This window comes from Chryseobacterium sp. SIMBA_028 (genome assembly GCF_046535285.1).
GTDB lineage: Bacteria > Bacteroidota > Bacteroidia > Flavobacteriales > Weeksellaceae > Chryseobacterium.
In genome coordinates this window covers 220,148-236,573 of record NZ_JAWRWZ010000003.1, presented here as the reverse complement: position 1 = coordinate 236,573, position 16,426 = coordinate 220,148, and the positions used below count along the sequence as shown (strand labels likewise).

Here is a 16,426-nt window from a genome sequence, read left to right as displayed (position 1 = left end):
TTTATATTTAGTGAAAAATATTTACTGGTGTTTACAATAGATAATGTAGTTTATTGAAGGAGCTTGTCCCATTTCTCTAATATAGCCTCTTTTCTCCATTTTTTTGATTCTTCAAAAGAGGATCTCATCAAGTTAGCCAGCTGTTCTTCATCATGAATTAAAAGTTCAAGTTTTTCAGCAAACATTTTTCTATCATGTAAAGGTATTAAAAAACCATTTTTCTCATTAATAATATCGGACGGACCAAATTCGCAGTCATAAGAAATAATGGCATTACTACAGAACATAGCTTCCACAAGAACCAATCCAAACGCCTCACTTAATGAAGTAAAGACAAATATCTTTGATTTTTTTAATAATGCGGCCACCTCTTCAGGTGCTTTAGGTCCTAATAAGAAAACGCTGTTTTCCAGTTTATTATCTCTAATGTAGGCTGCGATGTTATCTCTTTCTGATCCCTCACCAATGATCTGTAGCTTCCAGTCAGACGGTTTTGGAGTGTTTTTGAAAATCCTAACCAGTTCTATTGCATTTTTGGTTTTATCCAGTCTGCCGGCAAAGCTGATGATATTCTCCTTTTCATGATTAGGAGTAAATGTAAGATCCTCATAAATCCCATCCGAAAGATTGGGGATGAAAAAAGTAGTGTTCAGCTTTTCATAATATTCCACAGAAGGTTTATTGATGCTAACAATAGATTTTAACTTCCGATAATTCTTTCTTAGCATTTTATCATAGATGATTCCACCTACCCGGAATGAAGAATGTTCCCAGGCAATGGTTTTCTTACTCACTTCTTTATCAAATGAGAGCATGGTGGCCAGTTTATACCAGCAGGTAACAATGGTCGTGTAATTATGGTGGTTTTCCTTGATCCAGTCCCGGGATACCCTGTAGGAGCCCCAGTCATAAAGATAGGAGTAGGCTGTATGTATTTTAGGAGCAGAACTGTATTTCTCTCTGATATGTATCGCAAACTGAGAATATTTGTCTGCAAATGAATCTATATAATGTTTTTTGATCTTAGGATTGACGATATAAAAATCATCATGGGGAGCCATGAGAAAAAGGATTTCAATGGTATATCCCCGGTCTGCTAAATTAGAGGTAATGTTAGTCAGAACTTTTGCTACACCACCGATTTTAATATTCTGATAGTATACAAATAAAATTTTTTTATTCATTTGTGGTTTTTAATTCATCATTAGGTCTCACACAAAAGTATAAAAAATAAAGTTTCTGTTCTGAAATAGTATGAATTTATTATTAAGCAAAAGGAATTTAAAAAAATAAGCACATTGTTTTTTCAGAACTAAAGCTCTACATATTTATTTTATCCTTCTTGCTTTTTTGTATTTGTGTGGAAGATGGGCTTTAATGTATTCATCCAGTTTTTTGCGGTCTTTTTCTAATTCTCTTGGATATTCCGGATTGTTTTTTAAAACAATATCTCCATAATCCTCAATCGTACAAAGGAACTGGGCTGGATTGCCAATAAATACAGTATTATCCGGCATAGATTGTGATAAAACTGAATTCGCTCCCAGTATACAGTTGTTTCCAATCTGTACATCCTGAGTAATAACACAATTGATTCCGATGGTACAGTTATTGCCAATTTTAATTCTTCCAAGAATCCTCGCATCTTCATACCCGGGAAGCTTTCTCAGCAGAGTAGTGGTTCCGCCATGGTTAACAAATCTTACACCTGCAGCAATATTAACGTTATCACCAATTTCAATAAGATAAGGCTCCGTTCCAAAATAGATTTTGTCCGGCATATTGAAATTTTTCCCTACTTTCATACCATGATATTTTGCTGCCTCTAAACTGGCTTTGTTTAAAAAGGTATGATAGACGGAATGTATTTTAAGTACTATTCGGTATATGAATATCATTATTGTAAATTTGTTTTTTACTTTTGCAAAGAAAAAGAATTTATATGATAAAAGTTTCCAAAATAGAATATTATTTGCCGGAGCTGGTTCTTACCAACGAGGATTTGGAAAAAGAGTTCCCCGAATGGAGTTCCGAAAGGATCCAGGAAAAAGTAGGCATCTCACAACGCCACATCTCAGCAGAAAATGAAACGGTATTAGATCTTGCCGTAAAATCATCAGAAAAAATTTTTGAGAGTTATGACAGAGAAAAAGTAGACTTTATTCTCTTCTGTACCCAAAGCCCGGACTATTTTCTTCCCACTACGGCGTGTATTTTGCAGGATAAGCTTGGGCTTAGAAAAAATATAGGAGCCATGGATTTTAATTTGGGATGCTCAGGATTTGTCTATGGACTGGCATTTGCCAAAGGTTTGATTGCAGGAGGAATTGCCAAAAGTATTTTGCTGATCACTTCAGAAACCTATACTAAACATATCAATCCAAAAGATAAAGGAAACCGAAGTATATTCGGGGATGCATCTGCCTCAGCTATTATAGAAAAAGCCGAAAATGGGACGGATTATAAGTTCTGTCTGGGAACAGACGGAAGCGGTGCCGAAAACCTTATTGTAAAAAAAGGAGCTTTCAGAATAGATTTTGAACTAAATCCTGAAAATGAATTCGAACCACAAAACTTGTATATGAACGGACCTGAGATTTTTAATTTTACAATTGAAAATATTCCCGGTCTGGTAAAAGAAACAATGGAGGTTAACGGACTGACAATGGATGATATAGACCATTTTGTTTTTCATCAGGCTAATTCTTTCATGCTGAATTATCTAAGAAAGAAAACAAAGATACCCGCAGAAAAGTTCTATATTGATATGGAAAAAACAGGGAATACCGTTTCTGCAACCATTCCCATTGCATTGAAAAATATGATGGATAAGGGAATGTTAAAACCGGGCGATAAAGTTCTGGTAGCTGGTTTTGGCGTGGGATATTCCTGGGGCGCAACCATATTGGAAATTTAATTATAAACATCATAAAATAAAAAATATATGAAGACATCCGTTTTTTTAGAAAAGTTACAAGAAGAATTAGAAGAAGATCAAACTCTTACATTAGACACAAACCTTAAGGAGCTGGAAAGCTATGATTCCATCAGTTTACTTTCTGTTATTGCTTTTGTAGATGAGAATTTCAGTAAAAAGATTGATACAAAGCATTTTAAAGACGTTCAGACTGTAGCGGATCTTGTCAATATTATTGGTAAAGAAAACTTTGAAGATTAATGAATCAGTTTTCATTAAAAAATAAAAATATTCTTATTACAGGGGCTTCTTCCGGAATCGGAAGAAGCTGTTCTGTAGAATGCAGCAAGAGTGGTGCAAACCTTATCCTGATTGCAAGGAATGAAGAAGAGCTTCAGAAAACAATATCCATGCTGGCTCCGGAGACCAAAACTCAAACTATTATTACAGATATTGCAGAATGTGAAAACCTTGAGGAACTGATTGCTGAAAAAGTATCAGAATTGGGAAAGATCTCAGGCTTTATCCACTGTGCAGGAGTAGAAAAAACGCTTCCGCTAAAAAAACATACCCCACAGCTATATCATGATATCTTTGCCATTAATGTAATTGCCGGTTTTGAAATCGCCAAGATTTTATCCCTTAAAAAATATAAAACCGAAACTTCTAGTTTTGTCTTTATTTCCTCTGTAGCGGGCATGGTGGGTGAAATCGGAAAAGCAGCTTACTCCTCCAGTAAAGGAGCCGTTATTTCTGGGGCACGTTCTATGGCTATGGAGCTTTCGAGAAGCAATGTCCGTGTCAATAGTATCAGTCCTGCCATGGTAAATACCCCTATTCTGGAAAAAATGTTTGAAAATATTGGTGAAGCTGCTGCTGAGGAAATTCTTAAAAAACATCCTCTGGGAATCGGAACACCCGAAGACGTGGCAAATGCCTGTATTTTCTTACTTTCTGATGCGGCAAGATGGATTACAGGTTCAAATTTGGTCGTAGACGGAGGATATTCGGCGCAGTAATTATTTTTTATAAAGCCCCTCAATAATCTTTTCAACAGTATTGAAAATTTTCTGATTATCAAACTGGTCTTCTATCGTTTCAAGGTTTTTTCTGATCTTGGTAATAAGCTCTTGATCCGTTAAAAAAACTTTCATGGCTTCATACATTTCATGGGTGTCATAATTGATGAGGTATCCCGTTTCTCTATCTTTTACCATGACACCTACATCGCCGGTATCAGTGGCAATAATAGGAGTTTTAAGAATCAAAGCTTCAGCAACTACAAGCGGCCATGCTTCTGATTCCGAGGAAAGAATAAAATAATCCGCCTTTTTAATGTAGGGATAAGGATTCATCCTGTTGCCACATAAAATAAAGGTGTCCTGAACATTATTGATGCGAATCTGCTCTGTCAGGTTTTTCATCTCCTCTCCATTGCCTACAACAACAATGCTGTGATGAAATCCCTCGTCAATTAACCTTTTATGGGCATCAATGAGCTTATGATAACCTTTTCTGGTATGAAGACGTCCTACAGAAACAAAAACAGGTCCCTGAGGGAAATCGTCTATCTTTTCTTCGGCTTTCTTTTTAATTTCTTCAATAGGGATAGCATTAATTACGACACTTTCTGCGGGATACGACAAATCTGGATACGACTGGTGCATAATATCCTTAATTTTTTGAGAACAATAAATCATGTGATCAAATTGAGGAAAGTTTTTAAGAATATCCGGAACCAGTGGCTGCATACCCGGAACATTAATTTCAGAGTGAAACCATCCAATTTTTTTTGAAGCTCTATTGCTGGAATTGACCACAGATGAGAAAGCAGCATAGGTAGGAGCAATCTCAATATCAAATTTTTTATTTCCCAGAATACGATCAGATACCCTATGGTCTTTTAAGGCTTGCGAAAGTTTCATTCTTCGGCGGAGAAGCTGAAGTTTATGAATAAGAGGATTTTGTGAGAAACTTTCTTTCCCTTCAGTTAAATATACCTTTTTGATATGTTTTGGAAATTCATTCCGTAGCTCCCCCTGATTCAGGTTCAGGCAAACGGTAATGTCAAACTTTTCAGGATTAAGATTGTTGAGCATACTCAATATAACCTTTTCTACACCACCCATTTCCATCGATCGGTGCCTGAAAAGAACCTGTATTTTCTTATTTTCTGACATTATCTGAAAAGTTTTTGTAACACAATAATTATTTTTTTCTTTATCCTGTATCCAATACCGTGCTGATATTCCAAAAGAGAGAAAATCTCCTGATGATTGGTATATCTTTCCGGAATTTTTTTCCCATTGATGCTTGTGAGGTTTCTTCTTTTCATTGTCGCGAAAACCACCTGAGCAAAATAATCATAGGACTTTCCCTTATTGTCATTCTGAGAAATTCCTCCGGAATGTGCCCTGTACAGATAATTGGTGTCATCAATGAAGTAAACATCACCTTTTTCGTACATCTTTAGATATAAATCCTGATCTTCAGCGATTCTTAATTCCGGGTTCATTTTTTCTGTTTGTTCATAAACATCCTTTCTGAATGTAGTAAAATGACCAATCTGAATAGGGTAATTGAAGAAGTAGGGATCATTGTTTCTTACCTGCATTGCCGATTTGTAGGGAGCAATCGGTTTAAGATCCTTATCACAACCCATAAAGCGGGAATAGGTGAGTACCACATTTTTTTTGCGTTCAAAAATTTGCATCGCTTTTTCGATGGCTGTCGGAAGAATGGCGTCATCAGGATCTACAAAACCACAAACTTCCCCTGCAGCCAGTTCTATAAGCCTGCTTTTAGTAACCCCAACACCACTGTTTTTTTCGTTTTCAAAAAACCTGAATCTTTCGTCTCCCGCAATGATAGCTTTCACCCGATCTCTTTCGGTTTCTGAAGAGGCATCATCTACAATAACGGCTTCCCAGTTCTGGTAGGTCTGCTGAAGCAGAGAATGATAGCACTCCTTGAACAGTGATGCATTGTTGTAGTGGGCTATAAGTACAGAAAACTTCATATTAATCTAAAAGAGGGTTGAAGGTTAATTCCTTATTACAAAGTTCAATATTTTTATCCGTTAACCTATCAATGATTACTGATGGATGTCTCAGAAAGTATGTTGAAAGAAAATTGTTCATTGAAAATGGGATCTTGATGGTAAAATGGCGCTTTTCATAATGAGGTTATGGCCCTGTTTTTTTTCACTTGAGTTACACAAATATAATCTGTTTTTATATTAAATGAAAAAAAAAATCTTTATTTTTGCTCTATTAAAGGCAACACAGTGAGTGAAATAACAAGAGTTCTCAAAACATTTATCGGGTATCTGAAAAGGCCCGACCTTTATCCGGAACTGGGTAGAAAAATTATTAAAAATACGGTTAACAGAGGCAATGCATTCAAAGGAAAAGAAAAAACCAATTCTTGGGCAGCCGGAAGAGCGGTATCACAGAAAGAAGCCGTTTCAAAGCTTTTTGGATATGAGATAGAGGCTTTCCGTAGCAATTATCAGGAAATCTTAGCAACAGCAGCACAAAAGGAAAAGGATTGTCCCGTAAAAATGGGCGGCCCGGGTGCTTTGGAGCTGATTTATTATGCCTGTGAGTTTACAAATGCTAAACATGTAGTGGAAACAGGGGTTGCCTATGGATGGTCTTCATTGGCTACACTTTTATCACTGGTAAAAAGAAATGGAACGTTATACAGTTCAGATATGCCTTACCTTGCACAGGATGGTGATCAATATGTAGGATATGTAGTTCCTGAAATTCTTAAGACGGGCTGGAAGCTATTCCGTTTTGCAGACAGGGAATCACTACCGAAGATATTTTCAGAAAACGCTACGTTTGATGTTCTTCACTATGATTCTGATAAGAGTTATAACGGAAGAATGTGGGCTTATGATGAGCTTTACAGCCATCTGAGAAAAGGAGGTGTTTTCATCAGTGATGATATCGGAGATAACTCTGCCTATCAGGATTTCTGTGAAAAAAATAAGATAGAAACCACAGTTGTAGAATACGAAGGGAAATATATTGGTATTTTTATTAAATAGCTTTTAAAACAGGACAACCGATCCTCTTTTATAATTCGTTTAATGGGAAACAGTGATAAATTCTCTTTATTGTTGAAAATTTCTGGATGAAAAAATGTTTAAATAAAAACTTATAACACGACTGTTTAGCAGTTTATATGAAGATAAGCCAGATTACATTTACCAGGTTTCTTGCTGCGATGGCAATTGTCATTTCCCATTTCAACAAAGATCTGTTTTTATATAACATTGATTATATTTCAAATATCTTTCTGAGAGCGAATGTTGGAGTAAGTTATTTCTTCATTCTTTCAGGTTTTATTATGATTGTAGCCTATCACAAAAAAGATAGGATCGGATACTTTGATTATTATAAAAACAGGTTTGCAAGGATTTATCCGCTATATGTAGTAGGGCTTCTGCTTTACTTGATTACAAGATATTACAACTTCAGTATTTATAAAGGGTTTTTATATCTGTTGGGTTTTCAGAGCTGGATTCCTGGTGAGGCCATGATCCTGAATTTTCCGGGATGGTCTATTTCTGTAGAGTTTTTGTTCTATCTGATATTTCCTTTGCTGTACAATTATTTTTATTCCAAGGGAAATAAGAGTATCTGGGTGGTAACCATCATTATCTGGGTTATTACTCAGGTTTTCTGCAATCTTTATGCTGCTTCATCCTATTATAAAGGACCTCATACAGAAAGTCATGAGCTGCTGTATTATTTCCCTTTGATGCATATTAATGAGTTTTTAGTAGGAAATCTTGCGGGATTATATTTTGTGAAAAACTCTGGACAGAAGAACTTTGATATTCCGGTGATTATCATTTTTGCAGCTATTTTAATATCCTTAATTTTTGTTCCTCTTTTTTATCACAATGGATTGATGGCGATTCTTTTTATTCCGCTTATTATTTTAATATCCAGAAATAACGGAACATTAACGAAGCTGTTTTCATTGAAACCTTTGGAATATTTGGGAGAGGCAAGCTATGCTGTGTATATTACTCATATTCCCATTTTGTATATATTAAGAGAAATATTACAAGAATATCATCTTGATATCAACACCATATTTGGAATTTATATGATTGTTCTTATTATGACTTCCATTTTGTTTTATCAATTTATAGAAAAACCATTGAGAGATTACTTGAAAAAGCTGAATATCAGATAAAAATCTTTACTTTTGCAGGAAAGCAACACAATTTTAAAAATGAAAAGAGTTTTCCACACCTACGTGTCGAGTGAATATTCGATATACCCTACCTATAAAGAGAATAATAATCGTACACCTATATTTTAATTCAATAAAAAATAGCTATGTACAAGACATTTTCGGAGCTTAAAAAAGAACTTCGCAAAAACACTCAGGAACTTAAAAAAGTAAAGGTGGCCCTATTAGGCGATACCGCTACCCAGTTTCTGAATATTGCCTTAAAAGGAACGGCCCTCAATGAAAGTCTTGACTTGGAGATATTCGAAGCAGATTTTGGGCAGATTTCCCGTCAGATACTGGATCCTACCTCAGAATATTACGAGTTTAATGCAGATTATACCATCATATTTGAGTCTTCTCATAAACTTTTGGGTCAGTATTATAAATCGTATGATTCCCAGACAGTTTTTGCTGACAATAAGATCGCTTATGTAGAAGAACTTTATAAAACCATTCAGGGCAGAACAAAAAGCCGGGTGATTTACTGTAATTTTCCATCCATCAACAATCAGGTGTTTGGGAACTTTTCCAATAAGGTTGAGTCTTCATTTGTTTTCCAGCAGAATAAACTTAACTATCTTCTTTCGGCAGAAATTGCAGTCAAGAATAATAACTTTTTTATAGCAGATCTGGTTTCCATTCAAAATAAATGGGGAAGAGATTTTATGTTTTCTCCTAATATCTATGTGAATACAGAAATGGTATTGTCACTGGATGCATTACCTGTGGTTGCTCATCATATTACAGGGATTATTTCCTCTCTGGAGGGGAAGTTTAAGAAATGCCTGATTCTGGATCTGGATAATACAACCTGGGGCGGAATCATAGGAGACGATGGCCTTGAAAAAATTCAAATCGGAAGCTTTGGAATTGGAAAGGCATTTACAGAATTTCAATATTGGGTAAAAGCTCTGCAGAAAAGAGGGGTGATCCTTGCTGTTTGCAGTAAAAATGATGAGGATAAAGCCAAGGAGCCCTTTGAAAAACATCCGGATATGATCCTTAAATTGGATGATATAGCGGTTTTTGTTGCCAATTGGGAAAATAAGGCAGATAATATCAGGAAAATACAGAGTATTTTGAATATAGGGTATGATTCTATGGTGTTTCTGGATGACAATCCATTTGAAAGAAATATTGTAAGAGAGAATCTTCCGGAAGTTTGTGTTCCGGAGCTCCCCGAGGACCCAGCAGAATATCTGGAATACCTGTACAGCTTAAACCTTTTTGAAACAGCAAGTTTTTCTGAAAATGATTCCGAAAGAACAAAGCAATATCAGGTTGAAGCACAGAGAGCTGTGGATATACAAAGTTTTACCAATGTTGAAGACTTTCTGAAAAGTATGAATATGGTTTCTGATGTTCAGGCATTCAATAGCTTTTCAAAACCAAGGGTTTCCCAGTTGACACAGCGCTCCAATCAGTTTAATCTGAGAACGGTACGATATACAGAACAAGATGTTGAAGATCTGATGAAATCTGAAGATCATCATACCATTTCCTTTACTTTGGAGGATAAATATGGAGATAATGGACTGATCTGCGTTATTGTGCTTGAAAAGAAAACTCAGGAAACTCTTTTTATCAATACATGGCTAATGAGCTGCCGTGTTCTGAAAAGAGGAATGGAGGATTTTACCCTGAATACCATTGTAGCTACCGCTCAGAAAAACGGATACAAATATATAGAGGGAGAATTTATCCCCACTTCCAAAAACCAAATGGTAAAGGATCATTATGAAAGACTGGGATTCACAAAGCAGGATGAAAAATGGGTGTTGAATGTGAATGACTATCAAACCAAGCAGGTATATATTAATAATAAACTATAAAACTCATTAAGCATTATGAACAAGGATGAAACTTTAGCTAAACTTACAGGTATTTTTCGTGATGAACTGGATAATGAAGAGATTGTACTGACTCCTGAAACTACAGCAGAAGATATTGAAGAATGGGATTCTCTTTCCCATATCCAGTTAATTGTAGCAGTAGAAAAGGCTTTCGGAATACGTTTTACATCATCGGAAATCAGAAGTTGGAATGATGTTGGAGAAATGATAGATTCCATAACTTCTAAATAAAACTTTTGTATGCTTCTTAATTCATACAGTTTTATACTCTTCTTTGTTGCGTTATATTTTGTTTATTATCTTTTTGGAAAGACCACCAAGATTCAAAATATAATTCTGCTCGCAGGAAGCTATATTTTCTATAGCAGCTGGAGTTGGGAATTCCTGTCATTACTTATTGTTTCGACAGCCATTACCTATTTTATAGGAAACAAGATCAAGTCTTCTCGTGAGAAAACTAAGGTGATTTGGCTCAGGTCAGGGATTTTTATTGTTCTGATTCAGCTTTTGTACTTTAAGTATTTTAATTTTTTCATTGAAAACTTTAATGATTTCCTGCAGCTTTTTGGGTTTAAAGACCAACTGGGTTTATTGAAAATCATCTTCCCAATAGGGATCAGTTTCTATTCATTTAGAATGATTAGCTACTTACTGGATATCAGAAACAATAAACTGAAAGAGATTCCGTCTCTATTGGATTATTCGATATTTGTTGCCTTTTTCCCATGTATCATTGCGGGACCGATTGACAGAGCAACTCCTTTCCTGAAAAATCTGAAAATCAAAAGAGAATTTTCGGCACCTCAATTTTCAGATGGCTTGAAGCAGATGTTATGGGGACTTTTCAAAAAACTCGTGATTGCAGATAATATTGCAGTAATTACCACTAAACTATTTGAGTCTTATCCAACCTTAAATGGGAGTGCTTTGTTTATAGGAGCTGTACTGTATTTTATCCAGTTATATTCGGATTTTTCAGGATACACGGATATGGCGGTTGGAATTTCGAAGCTACTGGGAATTAAAATTCAACCCAACTTCAACTATCCGCTGTTTGCACAGAATGTCGCTGATTACTGGAGAAGATGGCATATTTCCCTTACTTCATGGCTTACAGAATATGTCTTTACCCCATTATCCATTAACTTCAGGGATTATGGAAAGTATGGGCTGATTATGGCCATCATTATCAACTTCTTGGTAGTAGGGTTTTGGCATGGTGCAGAGTGGCATTACATTGTTCACGGATTGGTAAGTGGAATCATGTTTATTCCATTGATCTTGAATGGAAAAATGAATAAAAAAATTAAAACATCAAATAATTTCATTCCAACAAAGGAGGAAATTAAGAATATTCCTGTAACTTTTGTTCTTTTCTCCCTGTTGATGATTCTTTTCTTTGCAAGAGATATGGAAATGGCTATAAAATACTATCAGGGAATATTTTCACTGTCGTTTTTCCAGCTGCCTAATTTTCCGATCCAAAAAGGAATTATTATTCTTACTTTGTGTATGCTTCTGCTGGAATGGTCATATAGGGATAAGGAATATGCCATTAAAGAGATTTTTGTAGGAAGAAGTGTTGTGCTGAGATGGGGATTTTATTATGTTCTGGTATTTTTAGTTTTTCTGTTTTATATTGCTCCGAAAGGGTTTATGTATGCCATGTTTTAAGGTATTGTATCTGAAAAACTGGATGTTGCCAAGCTTGCCGGTAAGCAGAAATGTATAATGAGTGTTTTGAACTCAAGTATAATTTAATTTATGAAAAAATCAATTTTAAGATTGGCTGTTTTTTCTGTACTTCCATTGCTGGTCATTGTATATGGTATTTATTTTTTGGAGAAAAAAACAGACGATTATTATAAAAGGTTCACATCACCCCAACAAAATTCCCTTATTCTGGGAAGCTCAAGAGCTGCGGTGGTAGATCCTGCTATTATGGACCCTATTATACATCAGAAATTTCCCAATGCAGCATTGTATAATTATTCCTTTACCTGGGCACATTCCCCATACGGACCTAAGTTTCTGGAATCTATTGAAAAAAAGATAAAACCGGATACAAAAGACGGCGTTTTTGTGGTTACAGTAGAACCTGCGGTTTTAATGGTAGATAAAGACAAACCGGACAGCCCGGAGTTTTATATTGAGAAAGATAAATCTGTTGCAAAAACTTCTATGGTTGCCATAAACCCAAATATTGAATATTTATTTGAAAGCTATGAGCCATCCCTTACGAACGAACTCAATAAAAAAATAAAGCCGACTGTTGATCCAATCGGTGAATCAACAATCCTAGATAACGGAAAGTATGAGATAAAGATTATCAAAAAGGTTTCTCCTGAAAAGCAAGCAATGTTCAATAGAAAAAACATGGCTAAGCTTCAAGAGAGAATGAATGGATTAAAAGTTTCTGATAATAGAATTGCTTACCTTGAAAAAACAATTAATTTTTTGAAAAAGCATGGCAAAGTCATTGTGATAAGAATGCCAATCAATAAGGAACCTTATTCCATAGAAAATCTTGCATTTCCGGACTTTGACAACCGTATGAATAACGTGGCTTCAAAAACAAAAGTATCTTATATTAACTACAACAACTTACAGAATCAGTATAAGTGGCTGGATGAGGTTCATTTAGATAAAACTTCTGAAGCTTTATTTTCAACAGCTTTGGCAAAGGATATTTTATCACACTCATACTATTTTTGAATTTCTTTGTTGCCTTTTTGGCTGAAGAACCGTAAATTGAGTCACAAAAGTAGATTACTTTGAAGCTTTAAAGAAAACTATATTTTTGTAAAACTTAAAAAACACCCATAATGATTGAAATAACAAATGTTCCCTGGAAGACAAATATTTTTTGCATTGAAAAAAACTCAACGACTTTCTGTCTTTCAAAAAGAATTGAATTGAGATTGAAACTTTAGAATCATAAGGCGGTATAGGACTATTAATAAATTCTAAAGACACAATATGTTATTCAATTCAATAGGGTTTCTCATTTTTTTACCAATAGTATTTTGTCTCTATTGGTTTGTTTTCAATAAAAAATTCCAGCATCAGAACAGATTGTTATTGTTGGCTAGTTTTTATTTTTATGCCTGTTGGGACTGGCGGTTTCTCTTTTTGCTAATGTTTTCCATAGGATTGGATTATTTATCGGGGATTAAAATTGAGAATAGCCGTAATAACCGGGAAGCTAAATTTTGGCTTACCTTAAGTATTGTAATCAATCTTGGTTTTTTAGGCTTTTTCAAATATTATAATTTCTTTGTGGATGGTTTTGCAGAACTTTTGGGCGGATTTGGATTCAAGGTAAATGTATGGCTTCTCAGCATTATTCTTCCGGTAGGTATTTCTTTTTATACATTCCATGGGCTGTCCTATGTGATTGACGTTTACAAGAAAAGAATAAAGGCAGAACGAAACTTTACAGATTATGCGGTTTTCGTAAGCTATTTTCCTCTCCTTGTAGCGGGTCCCATAGAAAGGGCTACCCATCTCTTGCCCCAAATACAAAGAAAAAGAATCTTCAATTATGAGCAGGCTGTAGACGGGATGCGCCAGATTCTGTGGGGATTTTTCAAGAAAATGGTTATTGCGGATACCTGTGCTCCTCTGGTGAATGTGATCTTTGCCAATTACCAAACAGAAAGTCCCGGGAATCTTGCAATAGGAGCCGTCTTATTTGCTTTTCAAATTTATGGTGATTTTTCAGGATATTCTGATATAGCATTGGGGGTTTCAAGATTGTTTGGGATTGAATTACTAAAGAACTTTGCTTTCCCGTATTTCTCAAGAGATATTGCTGAATTTTGGAGAAGATGGCACATTTCACTTTCTTCATGGTTTAGAGATTATCTGTATATTCCATTAGGAGGAAGTAAAGGTGGTCTTCTGATGAAAATTAGAAATACATTTATTATTTTTCTTGTTTCGGGGTTCTGGCATGGCGCTAATTGGACATTTATTATCTGGGGTGGTCTGAATGCTTTATATTTTATGCCGTTGCTGATTATGAATAAAAACCGTCAGAATATGGAGGTTGCTGCCCAAGGAAAAATAGTACCTTCAGTTAAGGAATGTTTTCAGATTCTAATCACCTTTTTAGTCACTTGTATCGCCTGGATATTTTTCAGAGCAGAATCTGTCTCTCAGGCTTGTCATTATATAGGTAAAATTTTTAGCAGAGAGCTTCTTTCAATACCAAATCCTTTGCCGATCAAGGCAATGGCATTGATCGTATTGATGCTCTTTATAGAATGGATCAACAGGGAAAGATTCCATGGGCTGGAAATTAAAAGATTCCATCCATGGATAAGACGTGTTTTTTATCTTGTAATTATTTATGTTATTCTCCGATATGCCAATTTCGGAAATAATGAATTCATTTATTTTCAGTTTTAGCATGAAAAAGTTTTTAATAAAAATAATCCCTTATTTTGTGGCAGTATTTATTGTACTGGCCATACTCGGATCTTATGCAGATGGAAATACAGATGATAACTATATGCATTTTGCGGTTAAAAAACCACAGAATATTATTTTAGGGGATTCGCGTGGCTCTCAGGCAATAGTGTCGGGAGTTTTGAAAAATAAACTTTCTACAGATTTTGATAATTTTTCCCTGAATATTGTGCAGTCTCCCTATGGTCAGGTGTATTTTAAAGCGTTAAAAAGAAAATTAGATCCCGAAACTAAGAATGGTATTTTTATTTTAACGGTCAATCCGTGGAGCGTATCATTGAATAACAATGTTAAGAAAGAAAAAGATTTTCCTGAAGAACATTCTCCGCTCAATGACATGCACTTTTATGATTGCTCCCCTAATTATGAATACCTGCTGAAACACTATACAAGAAGTTGGTTTAAAATTTACACTGAACGAGCTGAAGCAGGACGATCGAATACCTTTCTTCATAATGATGGTTGGCTGGAGGTAACCATAGACATGAATGCCGACTCTGTAGCAGTAAGGACCCATGAAAAAACAATGTTTTATAAAGAGATGGCTGGTGGTGTAGAACTGTCGCCGGAACGTCTAAAAGCTTTTAATGAAATCATCAATTATCTGAGAACAAAAGGATCTGTTTATATTGTTCGAATTCCTACCTCTAAAAGTCTCACGGCTATTGAAAATAAAAAATACCCCCATTTCAGTAAATTATTGCAGGATATTGCCCGCAAACAAAATGTAAAGGTTTTTGACTTTTCAAAAAATTATGCAGATTATGATTATACGGATGGAAACCATATGTATAAAGAATCCGGTAAAAAACTTACTTCTCAGATTGCAGACTCTATCATCGCCAGCAGGAAACAATAAAAAATATCTTAAATACCTATTTCAATACGCGAATTCATACCTGCGCAGGTGCTAAAATAAATTATTCCTGAAGTTGATATTATAAATTCCGGATCGTATACTCTTATAGTCTGTTAAAAAGTATTTTAGGATCATTTCCCATTTTTTGGGAGTTGAGGTATTGGCAATTTGAAAACTTCTGTGCATTCTTTTGATATGTAATTTTACATGATCAGGAATAGTAGTCTCATTCTCTGCCCAGTCGTTTACTTCTTTCCATAGAAGAACACGGGTTGTAGCCGGGTTTACCTTTTTAGAATCTACTTGTGTAATTCTATTGTCTTCATGTACTCCTCTTATAGCAACGGCTTTTTCCAAAATACCAGGATACAGATCGAGATAATAAGAAAGCCTGAATAAGAATTCCGTATCCTGATGAAGCCTTAGGCTGGCCTTAAATAAGCTGTCCATTTTTTTCATCAGAGCGTCCTTACGTATCGTTAGCGCGTCAATACTAAAAAGTCCGAAGCTTCCCAACATGTAAATTTGTCCAAGAAAAACGTCCCTAGGATCGTGTCTTTTATAAACGGTAGTTAGTCTGTCTCCAAATAATGGATAATATTGTTGTTTTGCTTTTTCAGTGTAATAATGCACGCCAAGTGCGCCATAAACTCCCTCTACTTCAGGTCGTTTAAAGAGTTCTTTTTCAGCATCAAATCTATTGGGAAGATAATAATCATCAGCATCTAAAAAGGAAATGAAATCTCCGGTAGATTTTTCTATTCCCAAATTTCTGGTAGGGCCCGCACCGTGGTTTCCTTTATCAGGATGTTGATAAAGCTTTACTCTGTCATATTCTTTGGCAAGCTGTTCACATACCTGCAATGCCTGGTCGGGAGACTTATCCTCTATAAGAATAACCTCGTGTACTTCATCAAACTGAAGTGCAGATTTTACAGCTTGGGATACGAACCTTTCGGCGTTGTAAACGGGAATGATTACTGAGATTTTCATTTTTTTGTCAACTTAATTTTTTAGATCATTTGTGTGTAAGAGCACTGCAATATAGTTAATTATCAGGACTTA

Annotated in this window: 16 protein-coding genes; 11 read left to right on the top strand and 5 right to left on the bottom strand. The window is 35.4% G+C overall.

Features of this window, described 5'->3' with window-relative positions; genetic code table 11:
• Window positions 1–50 precede the first annotated feature (50 nt).
• Together SCA31_RS05395 and SCA31_RS05390 are read right to left on the bottom strand one after the other, a co-directional pair.
• Window positions 51–1,184: a glycosyltransferase gene (locus tag SCA31_RS05395; RefSeq protein WP_410695812.1), complete on the bottom strand. Its 1,134-nt coding sequence runs from the start codon at window positions 1,182–1,184 to the stop codon at window positions 51–53.
• Window positions 1,185–1,328: 144 nt separating this feature from the next.
• A complete protein-coding gene (locus tag SCA31_RS05390; RefSeq protein ID WP_410695810.1) occupies window positions 1,329–1,805 on the bottom strand; it encodes an acyltransferase in 477 nt (158 codons plus the stop codon).
• 137 nt (window positions 1,806–1,942) lie between these two features.
• Here SCA31_RS05390 and SCA31_RS05385 point away from each other — a divergent pair, with 137 nt between their 5' ends.
• From SCA31_RS05385 to SCA31_RS05375, 3 genes are read left to right on the top strand one after another with little or no spacing between them, the layout of a single operon-like run.
• Window positions 1,943–2,917 carry a 3-oxoacyl-ACP synthase III family protein gene (locus SCA31_RS05385; protein WP_410695808.1) on the top strand — a complete coding sequence of 325 codons (975 nt, stop codon included), beginning with the start codon at window positions 1,943–1,945 and terminating at the stop codon, window positions 2,915–2,917.
• Between the two features lie 27 nt (window positions 2,918–2,944).
• Entirely contained in the window at window positions 2,945–3,178 is a 234-nt protein-coding gene (locus SCA31_RS05380; protein ID WP_106916921.1) for a phosphopantetheine-binding protein, read from the top strand.
• Complete coding sequence (locus SCA31_RS05375; RefSeq protein WP_410695806.1) at window positions 3,178–3,936, top strand: SDR family NAD(P)-dependent oxidoreductase; 759 nt, start codon at window positions 3,178–3,180, stop codon at window positions 3,934–3,936. The genes SCA31_RS05380 and SCA31_RS05375 overlap by 1 nt, the downstream gene beginning before the upstream one ends.
• Here the strand turns inward: SCA31_RS05375 and SCA31_RS05370 are convergent, their stop codons facing one another.
• Both SCA31_RS05370 and SCA31_RS05365 read right to left on the bottom strand, forming a co-directional pair.
• A complete protein-coding gene (locus tag SCA31_RS05370) occupies window positions 3,937–5,097 on the bottom strand; it encodes a glycosyltransferase (RefSeq protein WP_410695805.1) in 1,161 nt (386 codons plus the stop codon).
• On the bottom strand, window positions 5,097–5,936 hold the full coding sequence (locus SCA31_RS05365; protein WP_410695803.1) for a glycosyltransferase family 2 protein: 840 nt from the start codon (window positions 5,934–5,936) through the stop codon (window positions 5,097–5,099). Before SCA31_RS05365 ends, SCA31_RS05370 begins: the two co-directional genes overlap by 1 nt.
• Window positions 5,937–6,203: 267 nt before the next feature.
• On the opposite strand from SCA31_RS05365, the gene SCA31_RS05360 reads away from it, so the two are divergent.
• From SCA31_RS05360 to SCA31_RS05325, 8 genes are all read left to right on the top strand, one after another.
• Window positions 6,204–6,974: an O-methyltransferase gene (locus tag SCA31_RS05360; protein WP_410695801.1), complete on the top strand. Its 771-nt coding sequence runs from the start codon at window positions 6,204–6,206 to the stop codon at window positions 6,972–6,974.
• A 137-nt stretch (window positions 6,975–7,111) separates the two neighbouring features.
• On the top strand, window positions 7,112–8,134 hold the full coding sequence (locus SCA31_RS05355; RefSeq protein WP_410695800.1) for an acyltransferase family protein: 1,023 nt from the start codon (window positions 7,112–7,114) through the stop codon (window positions 8,132–8,134).
• A 146-nt stretch (window positions 8,135–8,280) separates the two neighbouring features.
• Window positions 8,281–10,008, top strand: a complete 1,728-nt coding sequence (locus tag SCA31_RS05350) for an HAD-IIIC family phosphatase (RefSeq protein WP_410695799.1) — start codon at window positions 8,281–8,283, stop codon at window positions 10,006–10,008.
• A 15-nt stretch (window positions 10,009–10,023) separates the two neighbouring features.
• Window positions 10,024–10,260, top strand: a complete 237-nt coding sequence (locus SCA31_RS05345) for an acyl carrier protein (RefSeq protein WP_410695797.1) — start codon at window positions 10,024–10,026, stop codon at window positions 10,258–10,260.
• Between the two features lie 9 nt (window positions 10,261–10,269).
• Entirely contained in the window at window positions 10,270–11,703 is a 1,434-nt protein-coding gene (locus tag SCA31_RS05340) for an MBOAT family O-acyltransferase (protein WP_410695795.1), read from the top strand.
• Between the two features lie 90 nt (window positions 11,704–11,793).
• Window positions 11,794–12,744, top strand: a complete 951-nt coding sequence (locus SCA31_RS05335) for a hypothetical protein (RefSeq protein WP_410695794.1) — start codon at window positions 11,794–11,796, stop codon at window positions 12,742–12,744.
• A 264-nt stretch (window positions 12,745–13,008) separates the two neighbouring features.
• A complete protein-coding gene (locus tag SCA31_RS05330; protein WP_410695792.1) occupies window positions 13,009–14,442 on the top strand; it encodes an MBOAT family O-acyltransferase in 1,434 nt (477 codons plus the stop codon).
• A 37-nt stretch (window positions 14,443–14,479) separates the two neighbouring features.
• On the top strand, window positions 14,480–15,361 hold the full coding sequence (locus tag SCA31_RS05325) for a hypothetical protein (RefSeq protein ID WP_410695791.1): 882 nt from the start codon (window positions 14,480–14,482) through the stop codon (window positions 15,359–15,361).
• A 51-nt stretch (window positions 15,362–15,412) separates the two neighbouring features.
• On the opposite strand, the gene SCA31_RS05320 is transcribed toward SCA31_RS05325, so the two are convergent.
• Window positions 15,413–16,354 (bottom strand): glycosyltransferase family 2 protein, encoded by a 942-nt coding sequence (locus SCA31_RS05320; protein ID WP_410695790.1) that lies wholly within the window; start codon window positions 16,352–16,354, stop codon window positions 15,413–15,415.
• Window positions 16,355–16,426 lie beyond the last annotated feature (72 nt).